The 20,885-nt window shown below is 68.7% G+C and carries 17 protein-coding genes and 2 pseudogenes; 9 read left to right on the forward strand and 10 right to left on the reverse strand.

The window, feature by feature from the left end:
- Window positions 1–110: 110 nt before the first annotated feature.
- The 4 genes from VS93_RS04535 to VS93_RS04545 all read left to right on the forward strand — a co-directional run bounded on the left by VS93_RS04535 (window position 111) and on the right by VS93_RS04545 (window position 4,401).
- Entirely contained in the window at window positions 111–1,322 is a 1,212-nt protein-coding gene (locus VS93_RS04535; protein ID WP_046468760.1) for an ROK family transcriptional regulator, read from the forward strand.
- Between the two features lie 665 nt (window positions 1,323–1,987).
- Window positions 1,988–2,320, forward strand: a complete 333-nt coding sequence (locus tag VS93_RS33250; protein WP_156184684.1) for an FmdB family zinc ribbon protein — start codon at window positions 1,988–1,990, stop codon at window positions 2,318–2,320.
- Window positions 2,321–2,379: 59 nt separating this feature from the next.
- Window positions 2,380–3,633 (forward strand): formamidase, encoded by a 1,254-nt coding sequence (gene fmdA, locus VS93_RS04540; protein ID WP_046468761.1) that lies wholly within the window; start codon window positions 2,380–2,382, stop codon window positions 3,631–3,633.
- Window positions 3,634–3,867: 234 nt separating this feature from the next.
- Window positions 3,868–4,401, forward strand: coding sequence for an AmiS/UreI family transporter (locus VS93_RS04545; RefSeq protein ID WP_046468762.1), 534 nt, complete (start codon window positions 3,868–3,870; stop codon window positions 4,399–4,401).
- Window positions 4,402–4,479: 78 nt separating this feature from the next.
- Here the strand turns inward: VS93_RS04545 and VS93_RS04550 are convergent, their stop codons facing one another.
- From VS93_RS04550 to arsB, 3 genes are all read right to left on the reverse strand, one after another.
- A complete protein-coding gene (locus tag VS93_RS04550; protein ID WP_046468763.1) occupies window positions 4,480–4,800 on the reverse strand; it encodes an ArsR/SmtB family transcription factor in 321 nt (106 codons plus the stop codon).
- Between the two features lie 94 nt (window positions 4,801–4,894).
- Window positions 4,895–5,308, reverse strand: coding sequence for an arsenate reductase ArsC (locus tag VS93_RS04555; RefSeq protein ID WP_046468764.1), 414 nt, complete (start codon window positions 5,306–5,308; stop codon window positions 4,895–4,897).
- 60 nt (window positions 5,309–5,368) lie between these two features.
- Window positions 5,369–6,490 carry an ACR3 family arsenite efflux transporter gene (gene arsB, locus VS93_RS04560; protein ID WP_269082802.1) on the reverse strand — a complete coding sequence of 374 codons (1,122 nt, stop codon included), beginning with the start codon at window positions 6,488–6,490 and terminating at the stop codon, window positions 5,369–5,371.
- Between the two features lie 327 nt (window positions 6,491–6,817).
- Between arsB and VS93_RS04565 the strand changes: the two genes are divergently transcribed.
- Window positions 6,818–7,507: a hypothetical protein gene (locus VS93_RS04565; RefSeq protein WP_046468766.1), complete on the forward strand. Its 690-nt coding sequence runs from the start codon at window positions 6,818–6,820 to the stop codon at window positions 7,505–7,507.
- Between the two features lie 136 nt (window positions 7,508–7,643).
- Here the strand turns inward: VS93_RS04565 and VS93_RS33680 are convergent, their stop codons facing one another.
- The gene (locus VS93_RS33680) at window positions 7,644–8,018 is read right to left on the reverse strand and encodes a S1 family peptidase (protein WP_338022671.1); all 375 of its coding nucleotides are present in this window, start codon (window positions 8,016–8,018) and stop codon (window positions 7,644–7,646) included.
- Window positions 8,019–8,299: 281 nt separating this feature from the next.
- A pseudogene (locus VS93_RS33685) lies at window positions 8,300–8,782 on the reverse strand (S1 family peptidase); the annotation flags it as partial.
- A gap of 764 nt (window positions 8,783–9,546) precedes the next feature.
- Between VS93_RS33685 and VS93_RS04575 the strand changes: the two are divergent.
- Both VS93_RS04575 and VS93_RS04580 read left to right on the forward strand, forming a co-directional pair.
- The gene (locus VS93_RS04575) at window positions 9,547–10,686 is read left to right on the forward strand and encodes an LCP family protein (RefSeq protein WP_338022672.1); all 1,140 of its coding nucleotides are present in this window, start codon (window positions 9,547–9,549) and stop codon (window positions 10,684–10,686) included.
- 258 nt (window positions 10,687–10,944) lie between these two features.
- The gene (locus tag VS93_RS04580) at window positions 10,945–11,505 is read left to right on the forward strand and encodes a dihydrofolate reductase family protein (RefSeq protein ID WP_236700340.1); all 561 of its coding nucleotides are present in this window, start codon (window positions 10,945–10,947) and stop codon (window positions 11,503–11,505) included.
- 427 nt (window positions 11,506–11,932) lie between these two features.
- On the opposite strand, the gene VS93_RS04585 is transcribed toward VS93_RS04580, so the two are convergent.
- Both VS93_RS04585 and VS93_RS04590 read right to left on the reverse strand, forming a co-directional pair.
- On the reverse strand, window positions 11,933–12,862 hold the full coding sequence (locus tag VS93_RS04585; RefSeq protein ID WP_046468768.1) for a hypothetical protein: 930 nt from the start codon (window positions 12,860–12,862) through the stop codon (window positions 11,933–11,935).
- A 405-nt stretch (window positions 12,863–13,267) separates the two neighbouring features.
- Window positions 13,268–14,236, reverse strand: coding sequence for a hypothetical protein (locus VS93_RS04590; protein ID WP_046468769.1), 969 nt, complete (start codon window positions 14,234–14,236; stop codon window positions 13,268–13,270).
- A gap of 423 nt (window positions 14,237–14,659) precedes the next feature.
- Here VS93_RS04590 and VS93_RS04595 point away from each other — a divergent pair.
- Window positions 14,660–16,389: pseudogene (locus VS93_RS04595) on the forward strand (GAF domain-containing protein).
- Here VS93_RS04595 and VS93_RS04600 read toward each other — a convergent pair.
- From VS93_RS04600 to VS93_RS04610, 3 genes are all read right to left on the reverse strand, one after another.
- Window positions 16,382–17,047 carry a response regulator gene (locus VS93_RS04600; RefSeq protein ID WP_046468770.1) on the reverse strand — a complete coding sequence of 222 codons (666 nt, stop codon included), beginning with the start codon at window positions 17,045–17,047 and terminating at the stop codon, window positions 16,382–16,384. The pseudogene VS93_RS04595 and the gene VS93_RS04600 overlap by 8 nt on opposite strands.
- A gap of 117 nt (window positions 17,048–17,164) precedes the next feature.
- The gene (locus VS93_RS04605; RefSeq protein ID WP_046468820.1) at window positions 17,165–18,595 is read right to left on the reverse strand and encodes an amidase; all 1,431 of its coding nucleotides are present in this window, start codon (window positions 18,593–18,595) and stop codon (window positions 17,165–17,167) included.
- A gap of 94 nt (window positions 18,596–18,689) precedes the next feature.
- Window positions 18,690–19,697 (reverse strand): D-2-hydroxyacid dehydrogenase, encoded by a 1,008-nt coding sequence (locus VS93_RS04610; RefSeq protein ID WP_236700341.1) that lies wholly within the window; start codon window positions 19,695–19,697, stop codon window positions 18,690–18,692.
- Window positions 19,698–20,371: 674 nt separating this feature from the next.
- On the opposite strand from VS93_RS04610, the gene VS93_RS04615 reads away from it, so the two are divergent.
- Complete coding sequence (locus VS93_RS04615; protein WP_046468772.1) at window positions 20,372–20,851, forward strand: DUF3830 family protein; 480 nt, start codon at window positions 20,372–20,374, stop codon at window positions 20,849–20,851.
- Window positions 20,852–20,885 lie beyond the last annotated feature (34 nt).

The raw sequence follows: 20,885 nt of genomic DNA on the forward strand, positions 1-20,885 counted from the left end.
TAGCCAACGTAGTAGAACTTCAGAAGCCAAACAATAACACTTATGAACTTTATATTACATAAGTTCCCATCTTCGCCCCACGAACCCGGCAGAATCTGATTCAATGAAGCATGCCCCGACGCACGGCCCAGTCCCCGCCCGGCGCTTCCAGCGGCCACGTGCTGCAGCTCATCCGCACGGGGGAGGCGGCAACCCGGACCGAGATCGGTCGCCTCACCGGCCTGTCCCGGCCCGCTGTCGCGCTCCGCATCACCGAACTGGCGGAGCACGGCCTGGTCACCGAGGGCTCGGTCGGCCCTTCCAGCGGTGGCCGCCCGCCGAGCCGGCTGGAGTTCAACGCGGCCGGCGGGGTCGTCCTCACCGCCGCGCTGGGAATCTCGCGCAGTCAGATCGCCGTGTACGACCTGGCGGGCCGCGTCCTCGCGCAGACCACCGGCGCCCCGCGGATGGAACCCGGGCCGGACGTCACCCTGCCCTGGCTGCTCGACACCTGGGAGGACCTGCTCGCCAAGGCGGGGCATACCTCGACCGCCGTGCGCGGGGTGGGGATCGGTGTTCCCGGCACCGTCGAGTTCGCCGCCGGCCGCGCGGAGAGCCCGCCGGTCCTCGCCAGTTGGGGCGGGGTGGAGATCCAGCCGCTCGTCGCCGAGCGGTTCCCCGTTCCGGTACTCCTCGACAACGATGTCAACGTCATGGCCTTGGGCGAGCACTGGGCCTCCTACCGCGGCGTCACCGACGACATGATCTTCGTCAAGGTGTCGACCGGTATCGGCGCCGGCATCATCTCCGCGGGCAGGCTGCTGCGCGGCTCCCTGGGGGCCGCGGGAGAGATCGGACATGTTCCGGTCCGCGACGGAGGCGGTACCCCGTGCAGGTGCGGGAACATCGACTGCCTGGAGACCGTCGCGGGCGGTACGGCACTCGTCGAACGGCTCGCCGAACGAGGCCGGCAGGTAGCGGACCCGCAGGGACTGGTCTCCCTCGTCCAGAACGGCGACCCCATTGCCGTGACCCTGGTCAGGGATGCCGGCCGGCGAATCGGGGAAGTACTCGCCGGGGCGGTCAACCTGCTCAACCCCGAAGTCATCGTCCTGGGCGGCGACCTCGCCCGCGGCCACGACCATCTCGTCGCGGGGGTTCGCGAGGTCGTGTTCCAGCGCTGCACCGCGCTGGCCACTCGGCAGCTCCGGATCGTCCCGAACGGCCTGAAGGACAACGCCGGCTCGCTGGGCTGCGCGGTCATGGTGCTCGACCGGATCCTCGCCCCCGAAGCGGTGAACCGGATGATCGCGGAGGGCGGCCACGCGGCGAGTCTCCGCTGAACGCGCACCCGGCCGCTCCGAGCGGCCTCCCCCTTCTCCGCGCCGGCGTTCCGGGAAGGGCGGACCCGCCCTCCCGCGGGTGACTCCTCACGCCACGCCGTGCCGCCTCCGGATTACTCCAGCGGGAGACATTCTGTCCCGGTCCTTTACCTCGGGGCGAAGCAGTTTACCGTTGGTTCAACGATCCCCCGACTTTGTGCGGCACTCGGCGGAGGCATGCGCCGACCAGAACTCCGCCGACTTTCCTGCCCGCATCGGGCGTCAGCGGAATTGCGCCTTCAATCGCACCGCAGGGGGGCGGCGCGATGGTGGTCTGGTAGCGCGTTCCAGCTCTTGCAGCGCGCCCCCGGCTACTCCCCAGGGTGCTCCGACCTCCGCAAGAACGCGCGAGGAACACGGCCGCCCCGTTTAGCACTTTGGCGCAGCGAATCACACAAATAAAATATTAAACCAAAATTTTCCGATTCCCAGCGTTCCACTTTAACTTTCACCTCCTTCGCTTCACCCCCCTCCACCCGACTCGCCACACCTCGTTGACGACCACTGTCGATCAGAGTAGTTTCACAACAAATGCACCATCAGCGCAGTTCACAGAGCCGAATTAACAGAACACCGGATCACAGGAACTACAGACGAGCAGAAACAAAAGCAGGCAACCATATGCCATATACGAATACGAGTGCAGTAAATGCGCACTCATCGAAAGGCGGTACCCGATCGGATCCGCCCCAGGTACGGACAAATGTCCGACTTGCGGAAAAGAGGCGCGGAGGGTTTATTCACCACCCTACCTCAACCGCACGTCGCGTCCGGTTGCGACGGCACTCGAACAATCGTACAAAAGCGCCCACGATCCGGAGGTGGTCAAGCGGGACACCTCCGGGACTCAGCAGGGTGAACAACGGCCCGCGGTGAACCCTGAAGTCAAGAAACTGGTGGGCGAAAAGGCCTGGAAGAACGTCCGGGAAGCGCGTCATCCGGCCGCGCCCGCCAACTAGTCGGGACAGCAGACCTCGGCAGCCGACAGAAAAGACCACCAGCGACGGTTGGAGACACTATGCCTGATGTCGTATTCAAAGTAGACCAGTCACGGTCGATGTGGGACCAGGACGTACCCGGACACAACCGCTGGCATCCCGACATCCCCGCCGTAACCGAGGTGCAGCCCGGCGACGAGTTCCGGGTGGAATGCCTCGAGTGGACGGACAGGCAGATCCGCAACGACGACTCCGCCAACGACGTCCGCGATGTGGTGCTCGATCGCTGCCACGTGCTCAGCGGGCCGATCGCGGTCCGGGGAGCCGAGCCCGGCGACCTGCTCGTGATCGACATCCTGGACCTCGGCCCCGTGCCCCAGGAGGTGGGGGACGTAGCGGGTCAGGGCTGGGGATACACCGGGGTCTTCGCCCGAGAGAACGGCGGCGGCTTCCTGACCGACTACTTCCCCGACTCGTTGAAGGCGATCTGGGACTTCCACGGCCAGCAGGCCACGTCGCGCCACCTGCCCGGGATCCGGTACACCGGGATCACACACCCGGGGCTGTTCGGGACGGCGCCCTCCGCTGAGCTCCTCTCAAGATGGAACGAACGGGAGCGCGCGCTCATCTCCACCGACCCGAACCGCGTGCCGCCGCTGGCTCTGCCACCGAACCCAAACGAGGCCCTGGCCGGAACACTGAGCCAGGGATCGCCGGAGCTCGACAGGGTGGCGAACGAGGGCGCCCGCACCGTTCCCGCCCGCGAGCAGGGTGGAAACCACGACATCAAGAACTTCACCCGTGGGAGCAGGGTCTTCTACCCGGTGTTCGTCCCCGGCGGGAACTTCTCTGGAGGTGATCTCCACTTCAGCCAGGGCGACGGCGAGATCACGTTCTGCGGCGCCATCGAGATGGGCGGCTACATCGACTTCGGCGTCAACCTCATCAAGGGCGGCATGCAGAAGTACGGGATCACCAAGAACCCCGTGTTCATGCCGGGCAATGTCGAGCCCAGGTACTCGGAGTTCATGTCGTTCATCGGTGTCTCGGTGGACCACGAGGCGAACACCAACTACTACATGGACGCCACAATCGCCTACCGGAACGCCTGCCTCAACGCCATCGACTACCTGAAGCAGTTCGGGTACACGGGCGAGCAGGCGTACCTGCTGCTCGGTTCAGCGCCGATCGAAGGCCGTATCAGCGGCATCGTCGACATCCCGAACGCCTGCTGCTCCCTGTACCTGCCGACGGAGATCTTCGACTTCGACATCCGGCCGGGAGCGGAGGCCCCGACGAAGGCGGACCGCGGACAGGCCGCGGTGGCCTCCTAGACGAGGAGGAAGGGGCGGAAACAGTGGGAAGGGACCATCGCCGTGCCCCCTTCTCACTGTTCCGCTTATGGGGCAACGAGTACGGAACGGCACATGGGCCTCTGAGAAGCGTCCGGCGGTCCCGGCGGCCACAGCGTTCCGACGCACGCCGCGAGCCGAACAGCACGATCGCCTGGGCGGTCGCAGGGCGGCCAACGAACGTAGTGAACAACGACGGACTGAAGGAGATACGCCATGCTGGGGCTCGTGCTGCTCTACGTCGGGGCCGTCCTCGTGCTCAACGGAATCTGGCTCCTGGGGCACATCGGAGACCGGGAAATCGGTGTCATGAACATCTTCACCGGGGGTGTCGGGTTCATCGCCGCGATAATCGCCGCGACGCTGGGGGTACTCCGCGGTGAACTCACCTTCGTCGCGCTGGGAGCCTTCGTCCTCCTCTTCGCGTTCACCTACCTCTGGGTGGCGATCAACCGCTACCTGAACCCCGATGGCCGGGGGCTCGGGTGGTACTGCCTCTTCGTCGCCATCACCGCTGCGCCCACAGCCATAATCACGCTGGTCGATTCGGGTGGTGACACGTGGCTGGTGTGGCTGGGGCTCAACTGGGCGGCGTGGGCCGTTCTCTGGTTCGTGTACTTCCTGCTGCTGGCCGTGGGGCTCAACATCACCAGGTTCTCCGGATACCTGACCTTCGTCATAGGGGTCCTGACGGCCTGGCTTCCCGGATACCTGCTGATCACCGGTTTCCTCCAGGCCCCCGTCATCTGAACCGCGCGGCTGAGAGGTGCGGTCCCGGGAGGACCACCGCCGCGCCCCGGGGAAAGCCATGAGCGGGACGTGCCCGGCCTAGTCGCAGGGGCGGCGGGTCTGCTGGGCCTGGTCGGCCTGACCGGCCAGCCCCGTGATGGCCTCGGCGAGCTCGCGGAGTCTCTCCGGGCGCAGCCGGTAGTAGGTGAAGCGCCCGTAGGGCTCGGCGGCGACAAAGCCCGCCTCGCGCAGAATCTTCAGGTGGTGGCTGATCGTGGGTTGGCGCGCCCCGGTCTCGTCGATGAGATGGCAGGTGCACATCTGCTCCCGCGCGAGCAGCCGGACGATACGGGCCCGCAGCGGATCCCCCAGGAGCTTGACCGCGGCTCCCTCGACGGAGTCCTCGGACGACATCAGCATGGCTGGATACCACCACTTCTCTACGGGACCGTCAATCATCCGGCGCGTTTTCGCGCCGTTCCGGGCGGAGCGCCCGGCCGCCCGCGCGCCGCCCTCAGGCCCGCGCGGGCACCTCCAGCTCCCGAAGCAGTCCCTCGACGCGGCCTCTGATCTCGTCACGCACCAGGCGGACATTGTCGATGGACTGGCCGGCGGGGTCGTCGAGCTCCCAGTCCAGGTAGCGCTTGCCGGGGAAGACCGGGCAGCTGTCGCCGCACCCCATCGTGATGACGACGTCACTGCTCTCGACGGCGTCGGTGGTGAGGATCTTGGGCTGCTCCCCGGAGATGTCGATTCCCACTTCCCGCATCGCCTCGACGGCGACCGGGTTGACCGCGTCGCCCGGCGCGGAGCCGGCGGAGCGCACCTCGACGGCGCCCCCGCCGAGATGGGCGAGGAAACCCGCCGCCATCTGGGAGCGGCCGGCGTTGTGCACGCACACGAAGAGCACGCTGGGCTTGTCCGTCATGGGGAACCTTTCGCAGCAGGGACACGGACCGGCGCTGGCAGTACCAGTTACCGATACTAATCAGGGTCGGTCAATACGTTCGGCCGCCGGGCGCGCTCCGGTCGCGTCCGGGCGCTCGCGGCCGACGAAGAACCGGCGCGCCCACAGCGAGACGTAGACCAGCGCCACCAGCACCGGAACCTCGATGAGCGGCCCGACCACCCCGGCGAGCGCCTGACCGGAGGCCACCCCGAACACCCCGATCGCGACGGCGATCGCCAGCTCGAAGTTGTTGCCCGCGGCGGTGAACGCCAGTGTCGTGGAACGCTCGTAGCTGAGCTTGACGGCCCAGCCGAGCAGCATCGACAGACCCCACATCAGGGTGAAGTAGACCAGCAGCGGGATCGCGATGCGGGCCACGTCGAGCGGCTGCGACGTGATCGCCTCCCCCTGGAACGCGAACAGCATCACGATGGTGAACAGCAGTCCGTAGAGAGCGACCGGGCCGATCCTGGGCAGGAAGCGGTTCTCGTACCAGTCGCGCCCCCGTGAGCGCTCGCCGAAGGTACGGGTGAGGTACCCGGCGACCAGCGGAATACCGAGGAAGATCAGGACACTCTTGGCGATCTCCCAGGCGGAGACCTCGATGCCGGACCGGGCGAGCCCCAGCCATCCCGGGAGCAGGTCGAGGTAGAACCAGCCCAGGGCGCCGAACAGCAGCACCTGGAAGACGGAGTTGAGCGCGACGAGGACGGCCGCGGCCTCGCGGTCACCGCAGGCGAGGTCGTTCCAGATGATGACCATCGCGATACAGCGGGCCAGCCCGACGATGATCAGACCGGTGCGGTACTCTGGCAGGTCGGCGAGGAAGACCCAGGCCAGGGCGAACATCAGCGCCGGTCCCACGAGCCAGTTCAGCACCAGCGAGGGGACGAGGGTCCGGTAGTCGCGGGTCACCGTGTCGAGCCGGTCGTACCGCACCTTGGCCAGCACCGGATACATCATCAGCAGCAGGCCGAGTGCGATCGGCAGCGACACCCCGTCGACCTGGACGGCGTTCAGCGCCGACTGCATCCCCGGAACCCAGCGGCCCAGGAGCAGCCCGGCCGCCATGGCCAGTCCGATCCACAACGGCAGGAAACGGTCCAGCGTCGACAGCCGCGCGGCGGCCGGCCTCGCCGCGTCTGTATCGGTATCCGGCACCACGAAAGCACCCTCCCCATACGAGTGGGGCAGGGATCACCCCGCCCCGCGACATCAAAGAAGACTGATATCAATTCCGCTCGATATGTTAAGGCCCGTGGTGAACAGGGGCAACCGGAGACCCGCCCCCATGCGGAACCGGGCCCGCCCGCGGCGCGCTGTCGGGGAGAGCCGGCCACGCGCACCCGGATTCGGGACGCCCCGATCCCCTCGCGTGAGGCCGGGCATACTCAGCCGAACTTGACAATTCACCCGATATTCACCAATGCTCGCGAGGTCAGCGAAGAGGCTGGGCCCGCGGACCATCTCCCCCATCAGGAGGCCCCAGTGAACGATTTCCTGCTCGTCCTGACGGGCGCCGGAATAAGCCTGGTAACCAGCACAGCTGTCACATGGTTGCAGGCCAGGAACCTGCGAAGGACCGAACTGCGTGCCTCGGCCCGGGATTCCACCCGGCAGCTCACCGCTGTGTTCATCGCCGAGCGCGACAGCAACACCGACCCCTCGGCGAAGGAACCGTCCCAGAACCTCGCCGAGGCGGAGATGCTGTCTGCCGCGCTCGCCGACCGCCGCACCCGTGAACGCATCCGCGTCCTCGTCCGGCTGCTCCGGGAACTCCGGCTGCCGGAACTCCAGCAGTTGAGCGGAGTGAAGGCGGAACGCACCCGGGAACTGCTGTGCGACCACGCTCTGGAGGTGCTGGGCGCGCACTTCCGCACGGAGCGCGTGCCCGCCCTTCCAGAGACCGTGCAGAAGATGCTCGATGTCGAGGACGAAGCGCTGAACATCCACGCCGGCGGCGCCTCGAAGTCAACCGGTGCCTCGAAGTCGACCGGCGCCGACACGTCGGACTCCTCAGCGGCCTCCAGCTCCTCTGCGGATTCCTCCGCGAGTTCCTCCAGTCCCATCCGCAAGCCCCGGCGCAAGCCCCGGACCACCCAGACCAACGGCAAGAACACCGACAAGAAGGACGAGGTGGACGAGGCCATCGAGAACAGCGGCTTCTGGAAGGACTGAGGCGCACCTCCCGCGACACGGAGGAGGCGGCCGCCACGCACGCAGGCGACGGCCCCGGAGCAGAGCGCTCCGGGGCCGTCCGTTCGGTCATGCCCCTTCCGGTGCCGTGCGGCCGCCGGAAAGGGCGCTCACCCGGTCAGCCGGTGAGCAGGGTCAGGTTCCACTGGTCCAGGATCGGGTTCACCGGCTGGTAGAACGTCGTACCGCCGAAGAAGCAGTTGCCGGAGCCTCCGGAGGTCACGCCCTGGGCCTGGTTACCGGTGATGTAGGAGCCACCGGAGTCGCCCGGCTCGGCGCAGACCGTCGTGCGGGTCATGCCGTGCACGGTGCCCTGGGGATAGGTGACGGACTGGTTCTTGGCCTCGATCGTTCCGCAGTGCCACCCGGTGGTGGAGCCGGAACGGCAGACCGAGGAACCGATGCTGGCCTCGTTCGAGCCCGCGACCGCCTGGGAGCTGCCGCGGACGTACGGCGTGGGGGTCCAGTTCGAGGTGTTGCCGACGTAGGCCATGTCACTGCCGGGGAAGATCGAACCGAGGAAGGTCCCGCTGCCGCCTCCTTGACCCGTGGCGCTCGCGCCTGGGAGCCGCAGTGCCCGGCCGTCACGAACCCGCCCTCGACACCGAAGCCGATCGAGCAGCGGGCCTGGTCGTTGATGAAGTAGGGGTCGCCGCCGACGATGTCCTCGTAGGTACGCGGTGATTCGTCGCTCTCCTCGATGGTCACGGCCTCGGCGTCGACACCGGCATCCGCGACGACCTCCTCCGCGACCGCGGTCGAGCCCTCCTCGACGGTCATCACGACCGTGTCGTCCGCGACGTCGGCGTACCAGCCGGTCACACCGTCCACACCATCGCCGATGTGGTCGTTCAGGTCGGCCACGACATCGTCGAGGGTGTCCTCGCCGTAGGTGACGACCTCGGCTTCCGCACCGGCCTCGCGGACGGTTTCGGCAGCGTCGGCGTCGGTGACGGAGACCATCAGGGTGCCGGACTCGGCGTCGAACACCGCACCGCCGAAGTCCGCGCCGAGGGTGTCGCGAAGCTCCGATTCCGTGGTGCGGGCGTCGTCCTGCTGCTCGAGCAGCCGGACGGCTTCGCCCTGCGTCAGGCCGATGTCGCGCTGCATCGCCTGCAACTGTTCGGGGGATGCGTCCGTCGGTTCGGGGTCGGCCGAAGCAGCGGGGGCGGCACTCACGACCAGGGCCGCGGCCAGAGCGGTGCCACCCAACGCTCGGACGAGGGGGGCAGCGGGGATACGGGGGGATATTCGCATATGCCTTGCTCCTTGAGCGGGGGTGAACAAGGGATCGGCGACGCCCGGAATGGCTTCCCGGGCGGTTGCCCCGACGGCACGGGCCTTGTGGGCCCGCTATCGCCGGCATCCATCCGGCGTGCGGATGAATGGTTCGGAACCTTAGGCGAAGCCAACGGAAATCGACAGACCCGTTACACACAGCGAATTCCGGACACCCGGCACATCGGATCCGGCGGGCGGACGGGAACGACCGGTCCGGTACCGGCCGGCTGCCGCTTCGACGACGCGTTTTACCGACCGGTAACAACCAACCGGTAATCCGGCGATCACGCCGTCCGGCCGTTCCTGTGGCCGGATCCGGCCACGGACCCAGCACGGCCGACCCCGCCGGCGATCCGGGAAGGGCCGGCGGAGCGGCGAGCGACCGGCTGCCGCGACTCGCGGATCCGCGCCCCCCCACAGCGGGGATTCCGGCGGGAGCCGCGCCCCCGTATTGCACGCCGGCACCGAACAGCGGGCGAGATCGTGATCTTCCAACGTCCCAGACACACGATTTCGTCGTTAATCTCGTAGGATCCCCTTACATCCCGACAGGTAGCACTCGCTACCGCGTCTCCCCCTTTTTTTGAGATTCTCCGGCCGACACGTCGGCCGCGCCGGCCCCTGCATGCCTCCTCGTCGAGAAACGCCGACCTATGCCTGAAGCCACCCCTGCCTCCTCCGACACCGAGAACACCGGCTCACCCTCGGCTCACCCCGCTCCCTCACGGCGCTGGAAACGTGTGACCGCATGGCTATCGGTGATCGTGGCCGCCCTACTGATCATCGGGATCGGCACCGCGTACGGCTATTACCGCTCACTGCGCGGGAACATGGCGCAGCACGACCTCGATTCGGCGCTGGAGGAGAAGCACCGCCCACCCAAGATCGGAGACGATGTCACCATCCTGTTCATCGGCTCCGACGGCAGGGAGGCGGGGAACTCCAAGTACGGCGGCAGGGACTTCGAAGGCGAACGCTCCGATGCCCTGATGCTGGCGCGGATCTCCCCCGACAGCAGCGTGACGGTGATCAGCTTCCCCCGGGACTCCCTGGTCCGGCTGCCCGAGTGCGCCCCCTATGGGAAGGCCGATGGCACCGGCGGCTACCAAGGGATGATCAACTCCGCCCTGTTCCACGGCGGCCCGCCCTGCGTGGTCAAGACGGTCGAATCCCTCACCGGGATCCGCGTCGACCACTTCGCGCATCTCAGCTTCGTCGGCTTCCGCGACATGGTGGACGCCGTCGGCGGGGTGGAGATGTGCATCCCCAAGCCGCTGCGCGACGAACGTGCCAAGCTCGACCTCGAGGCCGGCGAGCAGACGCTCGAAGGCGAGGAGGCACTCGCCTTCGTGCGCGCCCGCTACGAGATCGGCAACGGCGGCGACATCGGACGCATCGACCGGCAGCAGATGTTCCTCGGCGCGCTCGCCGACCAGGTCACCGCGAGCGACACCCTCAGCAGTCCCGGCCGGATGGACGGCCTGCTGACCGCGATCTCCGAACACACGGCCACCGACAAGGAGTTCGACCTGAACACCATGGTCTCCCTCGGATCGACGCTCGCGGACGCCGATATGGACGAGATCGCCTTCTACACCGTGCCGTGGCACCAGGCCCCCTACAATCCCAACCGGGTGATATGGGACGAGGAGAAGGCCCGGGAGCTCTTCGAGGCGGTCAACTCCGGTGCGCCGGTGAGCGCCGGCGCACTGGAGACGGGAAGCCCCGAGGCGTCGGAAAGTCCCGAGGCCACCCCCGGGAGCAGCCCCTCGCCGGACGGCGGCGCGGGCGATGACGCCCTCGCGGAGCGCCTCGAAGGGCGCGACGCCACGAGCGACCCCTGCGTCAACGGCCTGGGCGAAGGCACCGGCGACAAGTGAGCGGCGGGATTCGGTGCCCGCTGAGGACAAGGGTGGAGTGCTGCGAGGCGCGCCGGCGCCGCCTTTCAGCGGCGGTTCGCCGCCGGGTGCACACGCCGGATCCGTTCCTGGATGTGTCCTGCCGGCGGTGCGTATCATCCCGGCTATGACCAGCGTGTTCCCTTCCGGCCGGGCACCGGCCGCCTCCACCCGGCCCGAGGGCTCTCGCGCAATCCGAGCGGGGGATCGTGAACCCCGATGACTTCGGCGAGGGCCGCGATGAGGAAGATCGTCCTGTTCATGTCGGTGTCCCTTGACTGGTTCATCGAAGGGCCGGACCGCCGGATCGACTGGCACCTGGTCGACGACGAGCTGCACAGCCACTTCAACGAGCAGCTCGGGGCGATGGGCGCCTTCCTGCAGGGACGCGTCGCCTACGAGCTCATGGCCAGGGTCTGGCCGACCGCCGACACCGACCCCTCAAGTGCCGGATCCATGGTGGAGTTCGCCCGCATCTGGCGGGAGATGCCCAAGATCGTGTTCTCCCGGACCCTGGAGCGGGCCGACTGGAACACCACCATCATGCGGGACGTCGTCGCCGAGGAGATCATGGCGCTCAAGGCGCGGCCCGGCGGGGATCTGGTGCTCGACGGCGCCGACCTCGCCGCGGCTTTCATGCGGCACGACCTGGTCGACGAGTACCGCCTCTATGTCCATCCGGTCCTCATCGGACAGGGCAAGCCCCTGATTCCGGGCATCGGAGGCCACGATCGGCCTCCGGCTCACCGAGACCCGGACCTTCGGCAACGGGATCGTCCTCCTCCGGTACCAGCGTGCTGAGGCTCCCCCACCGAAATGATCCTCGCGGAGTGGGATCGGCTCCGTTGTCCGCACCGTCCCCGCCTCGGCGGGTGATGGAAACGACCCGGAAGGTCTCGGAGAAGGCCCGGTGAGCGGCGGGAGCCGGACTCGTCGCGGCGGGAAAGGGTCGGGGTTCGCACCGCGCGGTGCGAACCCCGACCCTCCCTGATAAGGACCGTTCTGGTCTCGGCCCTGCTCTCCTCCGCAATGAGTACTGGATCCCCGGATTCCGCCCTGAGTGTGGCCCAAGGCCCTGGGCGGGGGTACGGCCGCCTCCGGTTCATCTCCGCTCCGGGAACCCCCACAGTTCCCAGAACGCCCCGCTCTCCGGAGGCGGGAACGTCCCCGCCCAGGACCGGCGTACCCCCACCACGGACGGACCAGTGGGAGCACGGTCTATGGTGCGTTACAGCACGGGCACCGACGGGGTGTCGACCTCGGGCAGGTCGCCAACGGTGTCCTCGGCGTCGACGTCCTCGACGTCGACATCCTCAACGGCCTCGGTCGCCTCGACGGCGCCGGTGTCGGCCTCGGGCAGCTCGACGGCCGCGTCCTCCTGGACCTGATCCGCCGCGCCCTCGACGGCGCCGGTGTCGGCCTCGGGCAGCTCGACGGCCGCGTCCTCCTGGACCTGATCCGCCTTGCTCTCGACAGCGCCGGTGTCGGCCTCGGGGGTCTCGGCCTCGGGAACCCCGGCCTCGGGCAGCTCACCGCCGAGCTCGTCGGTCTGGGGCACCAGCGGCCCGGCGACACCGGTGACGGAGCCCTTCAGGTCGGCCAGCGCGAACTCGGGCGCATCGAGGACCCCGGACCCGGGAACCCCGGCCTCGGGGATCTCGGCTTCGGGAACCTCAGCCTGGGGGACCTCGTCGTTCAGCGCAGTGAGGTCGCCCGCGCCGGCCTTGGCGTTCGACACCTCGTTCAGGCTCTTGTGCACGGTGCCGTTCGTGCCCTCGGGCAGCACCCCGTTGGGCACCGAGTTCACCGTCTTGTGGGCGAGACCGTGCGCCTTCGGAACGGCGGTCTGCTGCACCTCATCATCCAGCTCAGCGGTGCGCTGGACGGTGTAGAGCGTGTTTTCGGCCTCCGACGTCAGGTGCGCCGCGCTGGCGGGAGCCGGCAGCGTGTGCGCCACGTGCGGCGCCTCGGCGTCCCGCTGCACCTGGTCCGCCTTGGCGGTCAGACCCGCAACAGTGGGGGCCGCGGACGGCGGGTTAACCACGTTCGTCGCGCCGAGGGCGTCAGCCGAGGCGACACCCGCGCCGAGGGCGACGAATCCGGCGGTACCGGCCGCCACCAGTACGGCCTTGGCGGAGGTGCGAGCGAACTGGAACATCGAAACGTCCTTCCGGATCGTATGCTTCTCGATTGTCGTCTTGAGCGGGGCGGAATCGCCCGCTCCTTCCCACGAGGCGCCCTGGCCAAAGGCACCGTTCCGCGGATTTCGGTTGTTCTCCGGCGTCTCCGCCTCCGCGCTTGGCGGGCACGGACCGCGGATGCCGGGATCAGTCGGAGAGTTTGGCGAACCCCCGGCTGACGTGGGCCCCGTGATTCGGGGGCACGGGACCCACGTCAGCCCCCAGGGCTGGGTCCGGCACTGGGCTCGGGGTCGGCGAGGGAGGGTGACGAGCGCGGAACCGCGGATCGGGTCCGGTTCTGCCACCGGTGTCCGGGGCCGGGCCGGCTGGGGCCGGCGTCACCCCGATCAGAACAGGGGTGATCTCCCGGAGAGGACGACGAGCTAGTCGGGCGAGAAGGTCGGCTCGTCGACGGGGTTCTGCGGCACTATGGCGAGCGCGTGCCGGGCGGCGTTGTGCAGGCCGGGAATGGGCAGCACGATCGACGTCGACGGGAGGTCGCCGGCGTACACCGCCATGGCGGCGCAGGAATGCGACTGCACAGCGGATTTGAGCAGCAGGTTGGTCGGAGTGCCGTCCTCCTGCGCCGGGCCCTCGGAGTGGGCGTCCGCCTCGGACTCCTGAGCACCGTGCGTTCCGCCGACCTCCCAGGCCGGCACATCGGCGCTCTCCTCCTGGGCGGCGGGCCGCACCTCGAAGCGCTGCTCCGCGGTGAGAGGCCCGCCGGGCCGGGGACCGGCCTCCTCCGCCACGTCCGCACGGCCGACCGTCTCCCGGTCGGATCCGGCGCGGTCGCCGCCGACGGAGCCGGTGACCTGCTGGGCGATCTTCGTCCCCGTGTCGCCGACCCTGTCGACGACCTCGGACACATCGGCGGCCTTCCGGCCGTCGGCGTTCCCCGCCGAGGGTAGTTCGGGGCGGGGGCCCTCTGTCTCAGCGTCCCCGATCCTGGAGGGGACCTGCTCGGCGGCCTCCGCGGCGGAGGAATCGCCGGAGTCGGAGCGCCCGACCGGCGCGGTGTGTTCGACGGTTTCGGCAGCGGAACGGCCGACCGACTCGACCTGCTGTTCCGTCTGCTCAGCCGCATCGGCGGCCGAGGCGGTGTCATCGCCGCCGGCCACATCGGCGGTCTCTGCCGCCTCAGAGTCCGCGGCGCTTTCGGCGACCGCCTCACCCGCCGCCGGGACGTCCGCACCGCCGATCTCCTCGGCACTCGCCGAAGCGGAGCCGAGCACCCACGCGGCCGCGACGAAGCCGCCGATGAGCAGCAGGCGCCGTAGCGTACTCCCCCCGACGGCGCACACGGCCGAGGCGACGCGTGAGACGCGTCCCGCCCGGCCACTACGCAACACGGGGGCTTCCTCTCGTCAACGGCGAAAAGATTTGGAGATAGGAGGGGGAACCGCGCGACGATCGCGCGGGCGACGCGGCTCCTGAGGAACCTTTTCCGTCCCCTCGATCCAGAGGCGACCGTAGCATGCTCATTCGTGGTGACAAGGAGATCATTGATGATTCATGGGAATCTTTCGATCTTTTCGAAGGAAACAGCAGGTCAACGGGGGAACAGGCAATATTTGTCGCGTTCTTCGCAAACAACGCATACCTCGTATAGCGCACTCCCGTGTGCTCCACTCGCGTCACTCCCTCCTCAACGGCGGGCCCGGATCACATGCGGCCCCCGCACGGGTATAGACGTCGAGAGGCCGCGGGTTGTCCGGATTCCGACCACGTAACGGTTCCCACCGAGATACCGTGTGCGGCGGAGGTATCGAGACGTGCCCGATCTCCCCGACCGCCCACTACTGCCCCAGATGCGGCTCGACGAGCTTCTCTCCGAACTCCACGCCCGCCTGGAGGCAGCGCTGTCGACGCGCGACCGCGTGCACTCGCTGCTCGATGCGGTGCTCTCCATCGGCAGCGACCTCGACCTGGCGACGGTGCTGCGCCGGCTGGCCGAAGCGGCCGCGAACCTCGTTGACGCCAGGTACGCCGGGCTCGGCGTCATCGGCGAGAACGACCGGTTCGCCGAGTTCATCCCGGTCGGGCTGAGCGAGGAGCAGGCGCGGCTACTGGCGAAGTTCCCGTACGGCAAAGGCCTGCTCGCGGTCCCCTCACGCGAGCGCCGCGCACTGCGCCTGAACGATCTGCAGAACCACTGCAGCTTCCACGGCTTCCCCGAAGGCCATCCCCCGATGAAGACGTTCCTCGGGGTACCCATACAGGTGCGCGACGAGGTCTTCGGAAACCTCTACCTCACCGAGAAGAACGGCGGCGGGGACTTCGACGAGGACGACGAGACCACCGTGACCGCACTGGCCACGGCGGCCGGGGTCGCGATCGAGAACGCGCGGCTGTACGAGGAGACCCGGCTGCGCGAACGCTGGCTGGCCGCGTCGACCGAGATCACCACGCGGCTGCTGTCCGGCGACGCCGCCGAGGAGGTCCTGGGATACCTGGCGCAGCAGGCCCGGGAAATGGCGGAGGCCGATATCGCGGTCGTGCTGCTGCCCGAGCCACAGAACCGGGAGCTCATCGCCCAGATCGCCGACGGCCCGCTGGCCAAGGAGGTCATCAAGACCCCGGTAGCATCGCCGAGACACAGTGCGGCCTGGTGTACCGCAACGGTGAGGCCGTGAGCATCCCCGACCTCCGGTACGCCGACTGCCCAATGCTCAGCCACCACGGGTTCCGCCCGGGGCTGCTGGTACCGCTGGGGACACCCGCGCGCACCCGCGGCGTCCTGCTGCTGGGCAAGGTCGGCGCACGCTCCCCGTTCAACGAAGCCACCCGGCGGATGCTCGACGCCTTCTCGGGGCAGGCGGCGGTGGCGCTGGAGCTGGCCGAGGCGCAGCAGGACGCCGAGCGGCTGGTGGTGCTGGAAGACCGCGACCGCATCGCCAAAGATCTGCATGATGTGGTGATCCAGCGGCTCTTCGCCTCCGCCATGACCCTGATGAGCACGCTTCGGCTGATCGACAGCGCTGAGGCGGGCGAACGGGTGCAGCGCACCATCGACGACCTCGATGACACGATCCGGGAGATCCGCTCCACGGTGTTCGCCCTGCAGCACCCGAACATCCCCGGTTCCACATCGCTGCGCGGGCGCGTCCTGGCGTCAGTGGAGAGCGCGATACACGCCCTGGGCTTCCAGCCGAGGGTCTGCCTCGACGGCCCGATCGATGCCGCGGTTCCAGAGGAGGTCGGCGACCAGCTCCTCGCTGTCCTCGGTGAGGGCCTGGCCAACGTCGCCCGGCACGCTCAGGCGTCGGAGGCGCAGGTCTCGGTGTACGCCGGCGCCCGGCTGACGCTGCTCATCACCGACGACGGGATCGGCATCGCCGGGTACCACCGCAGCAGCGGACTGCGGAACCTGGCCGGGCGCGCGGAGGCCCTGGGCGGGGAGTTCACCGCGGAACCCGGCGCCACCGGCGGTACCGTGCTCCGCTGGAGCGTCCCGCTGCGCCGGGACGACGAGGAGCAGAGCCACGGGGCCGACCTCACCTGACGCCCTTGCTCCGCAGCTCGGTGACGAGGACCGCCGCCTGCGTCCGGCGTTTCAGGTCGAGCTTGGACAGCAGAATCGACACGTAGTTCTTTACCGTCTTCTCCGCCAGGTACAGCCGCTCCCCGATTTGGCGGTTGGTGAGCCCTTCTCCGATGAGATCGAGGATCTGCCGCTCCTGCGGGCTCAGTTCGGCCAGCGGCCCCGGCTCCGCGGATTCCTGGCGCAACCGGTCGAGCATCCGGCCGGTGTTGGCGGAGTCCAGCAGCCAACCGCCGGTGGCCACCGTACGGACCGCGCTCACCAGGTCGGCCCCGTGGATCTGCTTCAGGACGTAGCCGGCCGCCCCTGCCATGACAGCGTCGTAGAGCGCTTCGTCATCGGCGAACGAGGTCAGGATGAGGCAGGCCGTCTCCGGCCGCTTCGACCTGACCTCCCGGCACACGGCGACACCGGAGTCGTCGGGCAGCCGGACGTCCAGGATCGCCACGTCCGGGCTGACCGTGGGGATGCGGGCGAGCGCCTGCTCCGCGGTGCCCGCCTCGCCCACGATCCGGATGTCGCTCTCCCCTTCGAGGAGAGCGGCGACTCCGCGCCGCACGACCTCGTGGTCGTCCAGGAGGAAGACGGAGATCTGGTCCGGTGCCGCCGTCTCAGCCATCGGCGCTCCCTTGGGTAACGTCGCACGTGTCGTTTACGACGTTAACGCCCGGAACCGCTCATTGACGCACGGGACTCCGGTGGAAGGGTGAACGCCGGAGTCGCGGCCGGAACGGAGTCACGGCCAGATATGCGCCCACGGCCGGACCTGCTCGAAAGCGCGACTCGCCGCCATGACCAGGGCGTCCGAGTGCCGAGGGCCGACGATCTGCAACCCCACGGGCAGCCCCGCCTCGGTGAATCCGCAGGGCACGCTGGCGGCCGGCTGCTGGGTCATGTTGAACGGGTAGCAGAACCCGGCCCAGCTCGTCCAGCGGCGCTCGGTGGAGTCCGGCGGCACCTCCAGACCGACCTCGAAGGCCGGGATGGGCATGGCCGGGGTGAGCAGGAGGTCGTACTGCTGATGGAACAGCCCCATGCGCAGACCGAGTTCCATGCGGGTGGCCATAGCCGTGAGGTAGTCCTGGGCGGAGTAGCTCAGGCCCTCCTCGATGATCTCGCGCAGACCGGGGTCGAGCAGCTCCCGCTGCTCGCCGGTGAGCTTCTCGGTGGCCTTGGCGGCACCGGTGAACCAGAGGACGTGGAAGTCCTCCAGGCACTCGAAGATCCCCGGATCGGTCTCGTCGACGTGCGCGCCGAGCTCCTCGAAGGCCCGCACCGCGGCGGCGGTGATGCGCGCCACCTCCGGATCGACCGATACGTGCCCAAGGGTGGGGCTGAAGGCGATGCGCAGGTCCTTGACCGGCCGGTCCAGCGCCTCGGTGAAGCTGACGGCCGGCGGCGCGAGCGCCCCCCAGTCGCGCGGGTCGGCTCCCGTGATGACGTCGAGCATCAGCGCGGCATCGGCGACGGTGCGCGTCATCGGTCCGGAGTGGGCCAGACTCCCGAACGCGCTCGCCGGATAGTGCGGGACCAGCCCCCACGTCGGCTTGATGGAGAAGATGCCGGTGAAGCTGGCCGGGATCCGGACGGACCCGCCGGCATCGGTCCCTGTCGCCAACGGGGCCATACCCGCGGCGACCGCGGCCGACGCCCCGCCGCTGGAACCGCCGGGCGTCTTGGACAGGTCCCACGGATTCCGGGTGATCCCGGCGAGCGGGCTGTCGGTGACGCCCTTCCAGGCGAACTCGGGAGTCGTCGTCTTGCCCACGAAGACCGATCCGTGTTCGCGCAGCCGGGCGACCACGGGAGAGTCCTCCAGCCACTGCTGGTTCCGGTCGGCCGTGAGGGAGCCCTTCAGTGTGGGCCAGCCCTGCGTGAGCATCATGTCCTTGATGGAGGCGGGAATCCCGTCGAGCCGCCCTTGGGGCTCGCCGCGCCGCCAGCGCTCCTCGGAGGCCCGCGCCGCCTTTCGCGCGTCGTCCGGCTCGACCAAGCAGAACGCGTTGAGCGCGGGGTTCTCCCGCTCGATGCGCTCCAGAACGGCGTCGGTGGCCTCCACCGGGGACAGATCGCCGCGCGCGTAGCCGGCGAGAAGTTCGGTCGCGGACAACGTAGCGGGCGAGTCGGCCGCCCCACTTCCCGGAGACCCCGGCCGCGGTGCGGGCATCCGCTCGTCCCCCCGGTCCGTCCCCTCGAACTTGGTACTCAACTTTTCCGCCTCTTTTCCGGTCTTCGGTGGTGGCCAGGAGAGAAGGAACGCCTCAGGATCCGGCGACGTAGCCGCGCCGCTTGTCGACGACATTGCGCAGCTCGCGCCCTTCAAGGAAACGATCGAGGTTGTCGCGGAACAGGTCGACCAGCGACGCGCGCCAGCCGACGACGTCGCCCGACATGTGCGGCGAGACGATCACCCCGGGCAGGTCCCACAGCGGAGACGTCTCGGGCAGCGGCTCGGACTCGAAGACGTCCAGCGCGGCACCGGCGATCGTGCCCTCCCGGAGGGCCTCCACCAGGTCGTCCTCCACGACGAGCTGTCCGCGGGCGACGTTGATCAGCCGGGCGGTGGGTTTCATCCGCGACAGCGCTTCGGCTCCGACCAGGCCGCGAGTCGCGGCGGTGAGCGGGGCGGCGACGACGACATAGTCGGCGCGGGGCAGCGCGTCCCCCAGGTCCGGGGCCGCCCCGGCGTCCAGGGAGGCCTGGACCACGGCGCCGAAGTCGGTATCGGACGCGCGCGCCGTGCGGCCGGCCCCTTCGACGCTCATCCCGATCGCGCTGAGCTGGCGGGCGATGGCGCGGCCAATGGGACCGGTGCCGATGACGAGAGCGTGCCGCCCGCCGACACGTTCGGTCTCGCGATGCCGCCACACCCTGTTCCGCTGCAGTTCCTGGCTTCCGGGGAAGTCCTTGGCGAAGCTCAGCACCAGGCCGAGCACGTACTCGGCCATGGGCTGGTCGAAGACTCCGCGGGAGTTGGTGACCGCGACATCGCTGTCCACCAGGCCGCGGAACATGAGGTTGTCGACGCCGGCCGTGGCGGCGTGCACCCACCGCAGGGCGTCGGCCTTCGGCCACGCGGCGGCGACCGCCTCAGAGAACAGGTCCCAGACGAATAGCGCCTGCGCACCGGGCAGCGCCTCGGGCAACCGGTCGGCCGTGGCGTAGCGGACCGACGCGAGCCGGGGGTCGGCGTCGATCCTCTCGTGGCCGGGCGGAAGATCCTTCCCGTGCAGGACGACAAGATGCGGCTGCTGCGGCTGGGTGGTCACGGAGGCGGCTCCCTGCTGCACAACGTGGGTGGTCGGGTTCTCGTGTCGGTGCTTCCCCTGCTTGGAGTCGCCATATCCACTCGCCGCGTTTTTCCTCCGCCGACGGGCACCGACCGGGGATTCCAAAGACGGGATCGCCGCTCATGGCGCCCCCACTGGCTGTCACAGCCCCATGACCGAACGGGGGCTCCATGGCCAATGCCAAGCTAGGGAGCACTGGTAGGATTGTCAACAATCTCACTTGAGGAGAACCCCCTCTTCAGGGCGAGCGAGAGCACGGGCCTTGTTGCCGCTCCTCACGGCGGCCCGACCGCAGAACGACCCCGCATACTCTGAGCCCAGAGTCGGATACGCCGCAGGCCGCCGCATCCGGAGCGGGGCGGGGGGCCATTGAAGAGCCCGCCAACGCGCTCCTATGATTGTCAACAATCCGCGACCCCAGCGTCTGTCGTGGAGGAAGTCGACATCGTTAACCCTGTTCTCGGATAACTCCGTTCTCAGCACATTGTCCACTTCACCCGGGCCCGGTCGGTCCTGCCCAGGGACCGCGACCGGGCCGGTGAATCCGCAGACTTCCGAAGACTCCGGGAGCGCGGGCCTCCGCGGGCAGCGGTCGCCGCGCTCCAACACCCCAGCCCCACACCGAAAGGGCCGAGCCGACGATGCCCAGGTACATGACCATCAGCTTGGAGAAGCGCGGTGTTTCCTGCGTGGCGGAGCTCCTCGACAAGGACGCGCCGCGCACGTGTGACGTGGTCTGGAACGCACTGCCGCAGGGCGGCGACATCTACCACGCGAAATACGCCCGCAACGAGGTCTACGCGATGGTGCCCCGGTTCGCCGCTGAGGAGCCGGGGCGGGAGAACCCCACCGTCACCCCCATACCCGGCGATGTCGTGTACTTCTCTTTCGACGGCGGCATGCTCGACCGCCGGTTCAAGGAAGAGAAGAGCATCGACCACCTGCCCGGCGTCATCGACCTCGCCATCTTCTACGGCCGCAACAACCTCCTCCTCAACGGTGACGTGGGCTGGGTGCCTGGCAACGTCTACGCCACCATCGTCGAGGGGCTCGACCGCATGGCCGAGGCGTGCAACGACGTCTGGCGTTCCGGGAGCATCGGCGAGCGCCTGACCTACCGGCGCAAGGAGTAACGGCGGGCACCGCGGGTTCCCCCGCCCGGCCCCG

Origin of the sequence: Allosalinactinospora lopnorensis, from assembly GCF_000981225.1 — a bacterium.
GTDB lineage: Bacteria > Actinomycetota > Actinomycetes > Streptosporangiales > Streptosporangiaceae > Allosalinactinospora > Allosalinactinospora lopnorensis.

What these genes read in the sequence shown, in the direction of transcription:
- VS93_RS04535 (WP_046468760.1), top strand. Translation starts at nt 111, where the DNA reads ATGCCCCGACGCACGGCCCAGTCCCCGCCCGGCGCTTCCAGCGGCCAC.
- fmdA (WP_046468761.1), top strand. Translation starts at nt 2,380, where the DNA reads ATGCCTGATGTCGTATTCAAAGTAGACCAGTCACGGTCGATGTGGGAC.
- VS93_RS04545 (WP_046468762.1), top strand. Translation starts at nt 3,868, where the DNA reads ATGCTGGGGCTCGTGCTGCTCTACGTCGGGGCCGTCCTCGTGCTCAAC.
- VS93_RS04550 (WP_046468763.1), bottom strand. Translation starts at nt 4,800, where the DNA reads ATGCTGATGTCGTCCGAGGACTCCGTCGAGGGAGCCGCGGTCAAGCTC.
- VS93_RS04555 (WP_046468764.1), bottom strand. Translation starts at nt 5,308, where the DNA reads ATGACGGACAAGCCCAGCGTGCTCTTCGTGTGCGTGCACAACGCCGGC.
- VS93_RS33680 (WP_338022671.1), bottom strand. Translation starts at nt 8,018, where the DNA reads ATGGCCTACGTCGGCAACACCTCGAACTGGACCCCCACGCCGTACGTC.
- VS93_RS04580 (WP_236700340.1), top strand. Translation starts at nt 10,945, where the DNA reads ATGAGGAAGATCGTCCTGTTCATGTCGGTGTCCCTTGACTGGTTCATC.
- VS93_RS04585 (WP_046468768.1), bottom strand. Translation starts at nt 12,862, where the DNA reads ATGTTCCAGTTCGCTCGCACCTCCGCCAAGGCCGTACTGGTGGCGGCC.
- VS93_RS04600 (WP_046468770.1), bottom strand. Translation starts at nt 17,047, where the DNA reads ATGGCTGAGACGGCGGCACCGGACCAGATCTCCGTCTTCCTCCTGGAC.
- VS93_RS04605 (WP_046468820.1), bottom strand. Translation starts at nt 18,595, where the DNA reads ATGCCCGCACCGCGGCCGGGGTCTCCGGGAAGTGGGGCGGCCGACTCG.
- VS93_RS04615 (WP_046468772.1), top strand. Translation starts at nt 20,372, where the DNA reads ATGACCATCAGCTTGGAGAAGCGCGGTGTTTCCTGCGTGGCGGAGCTC.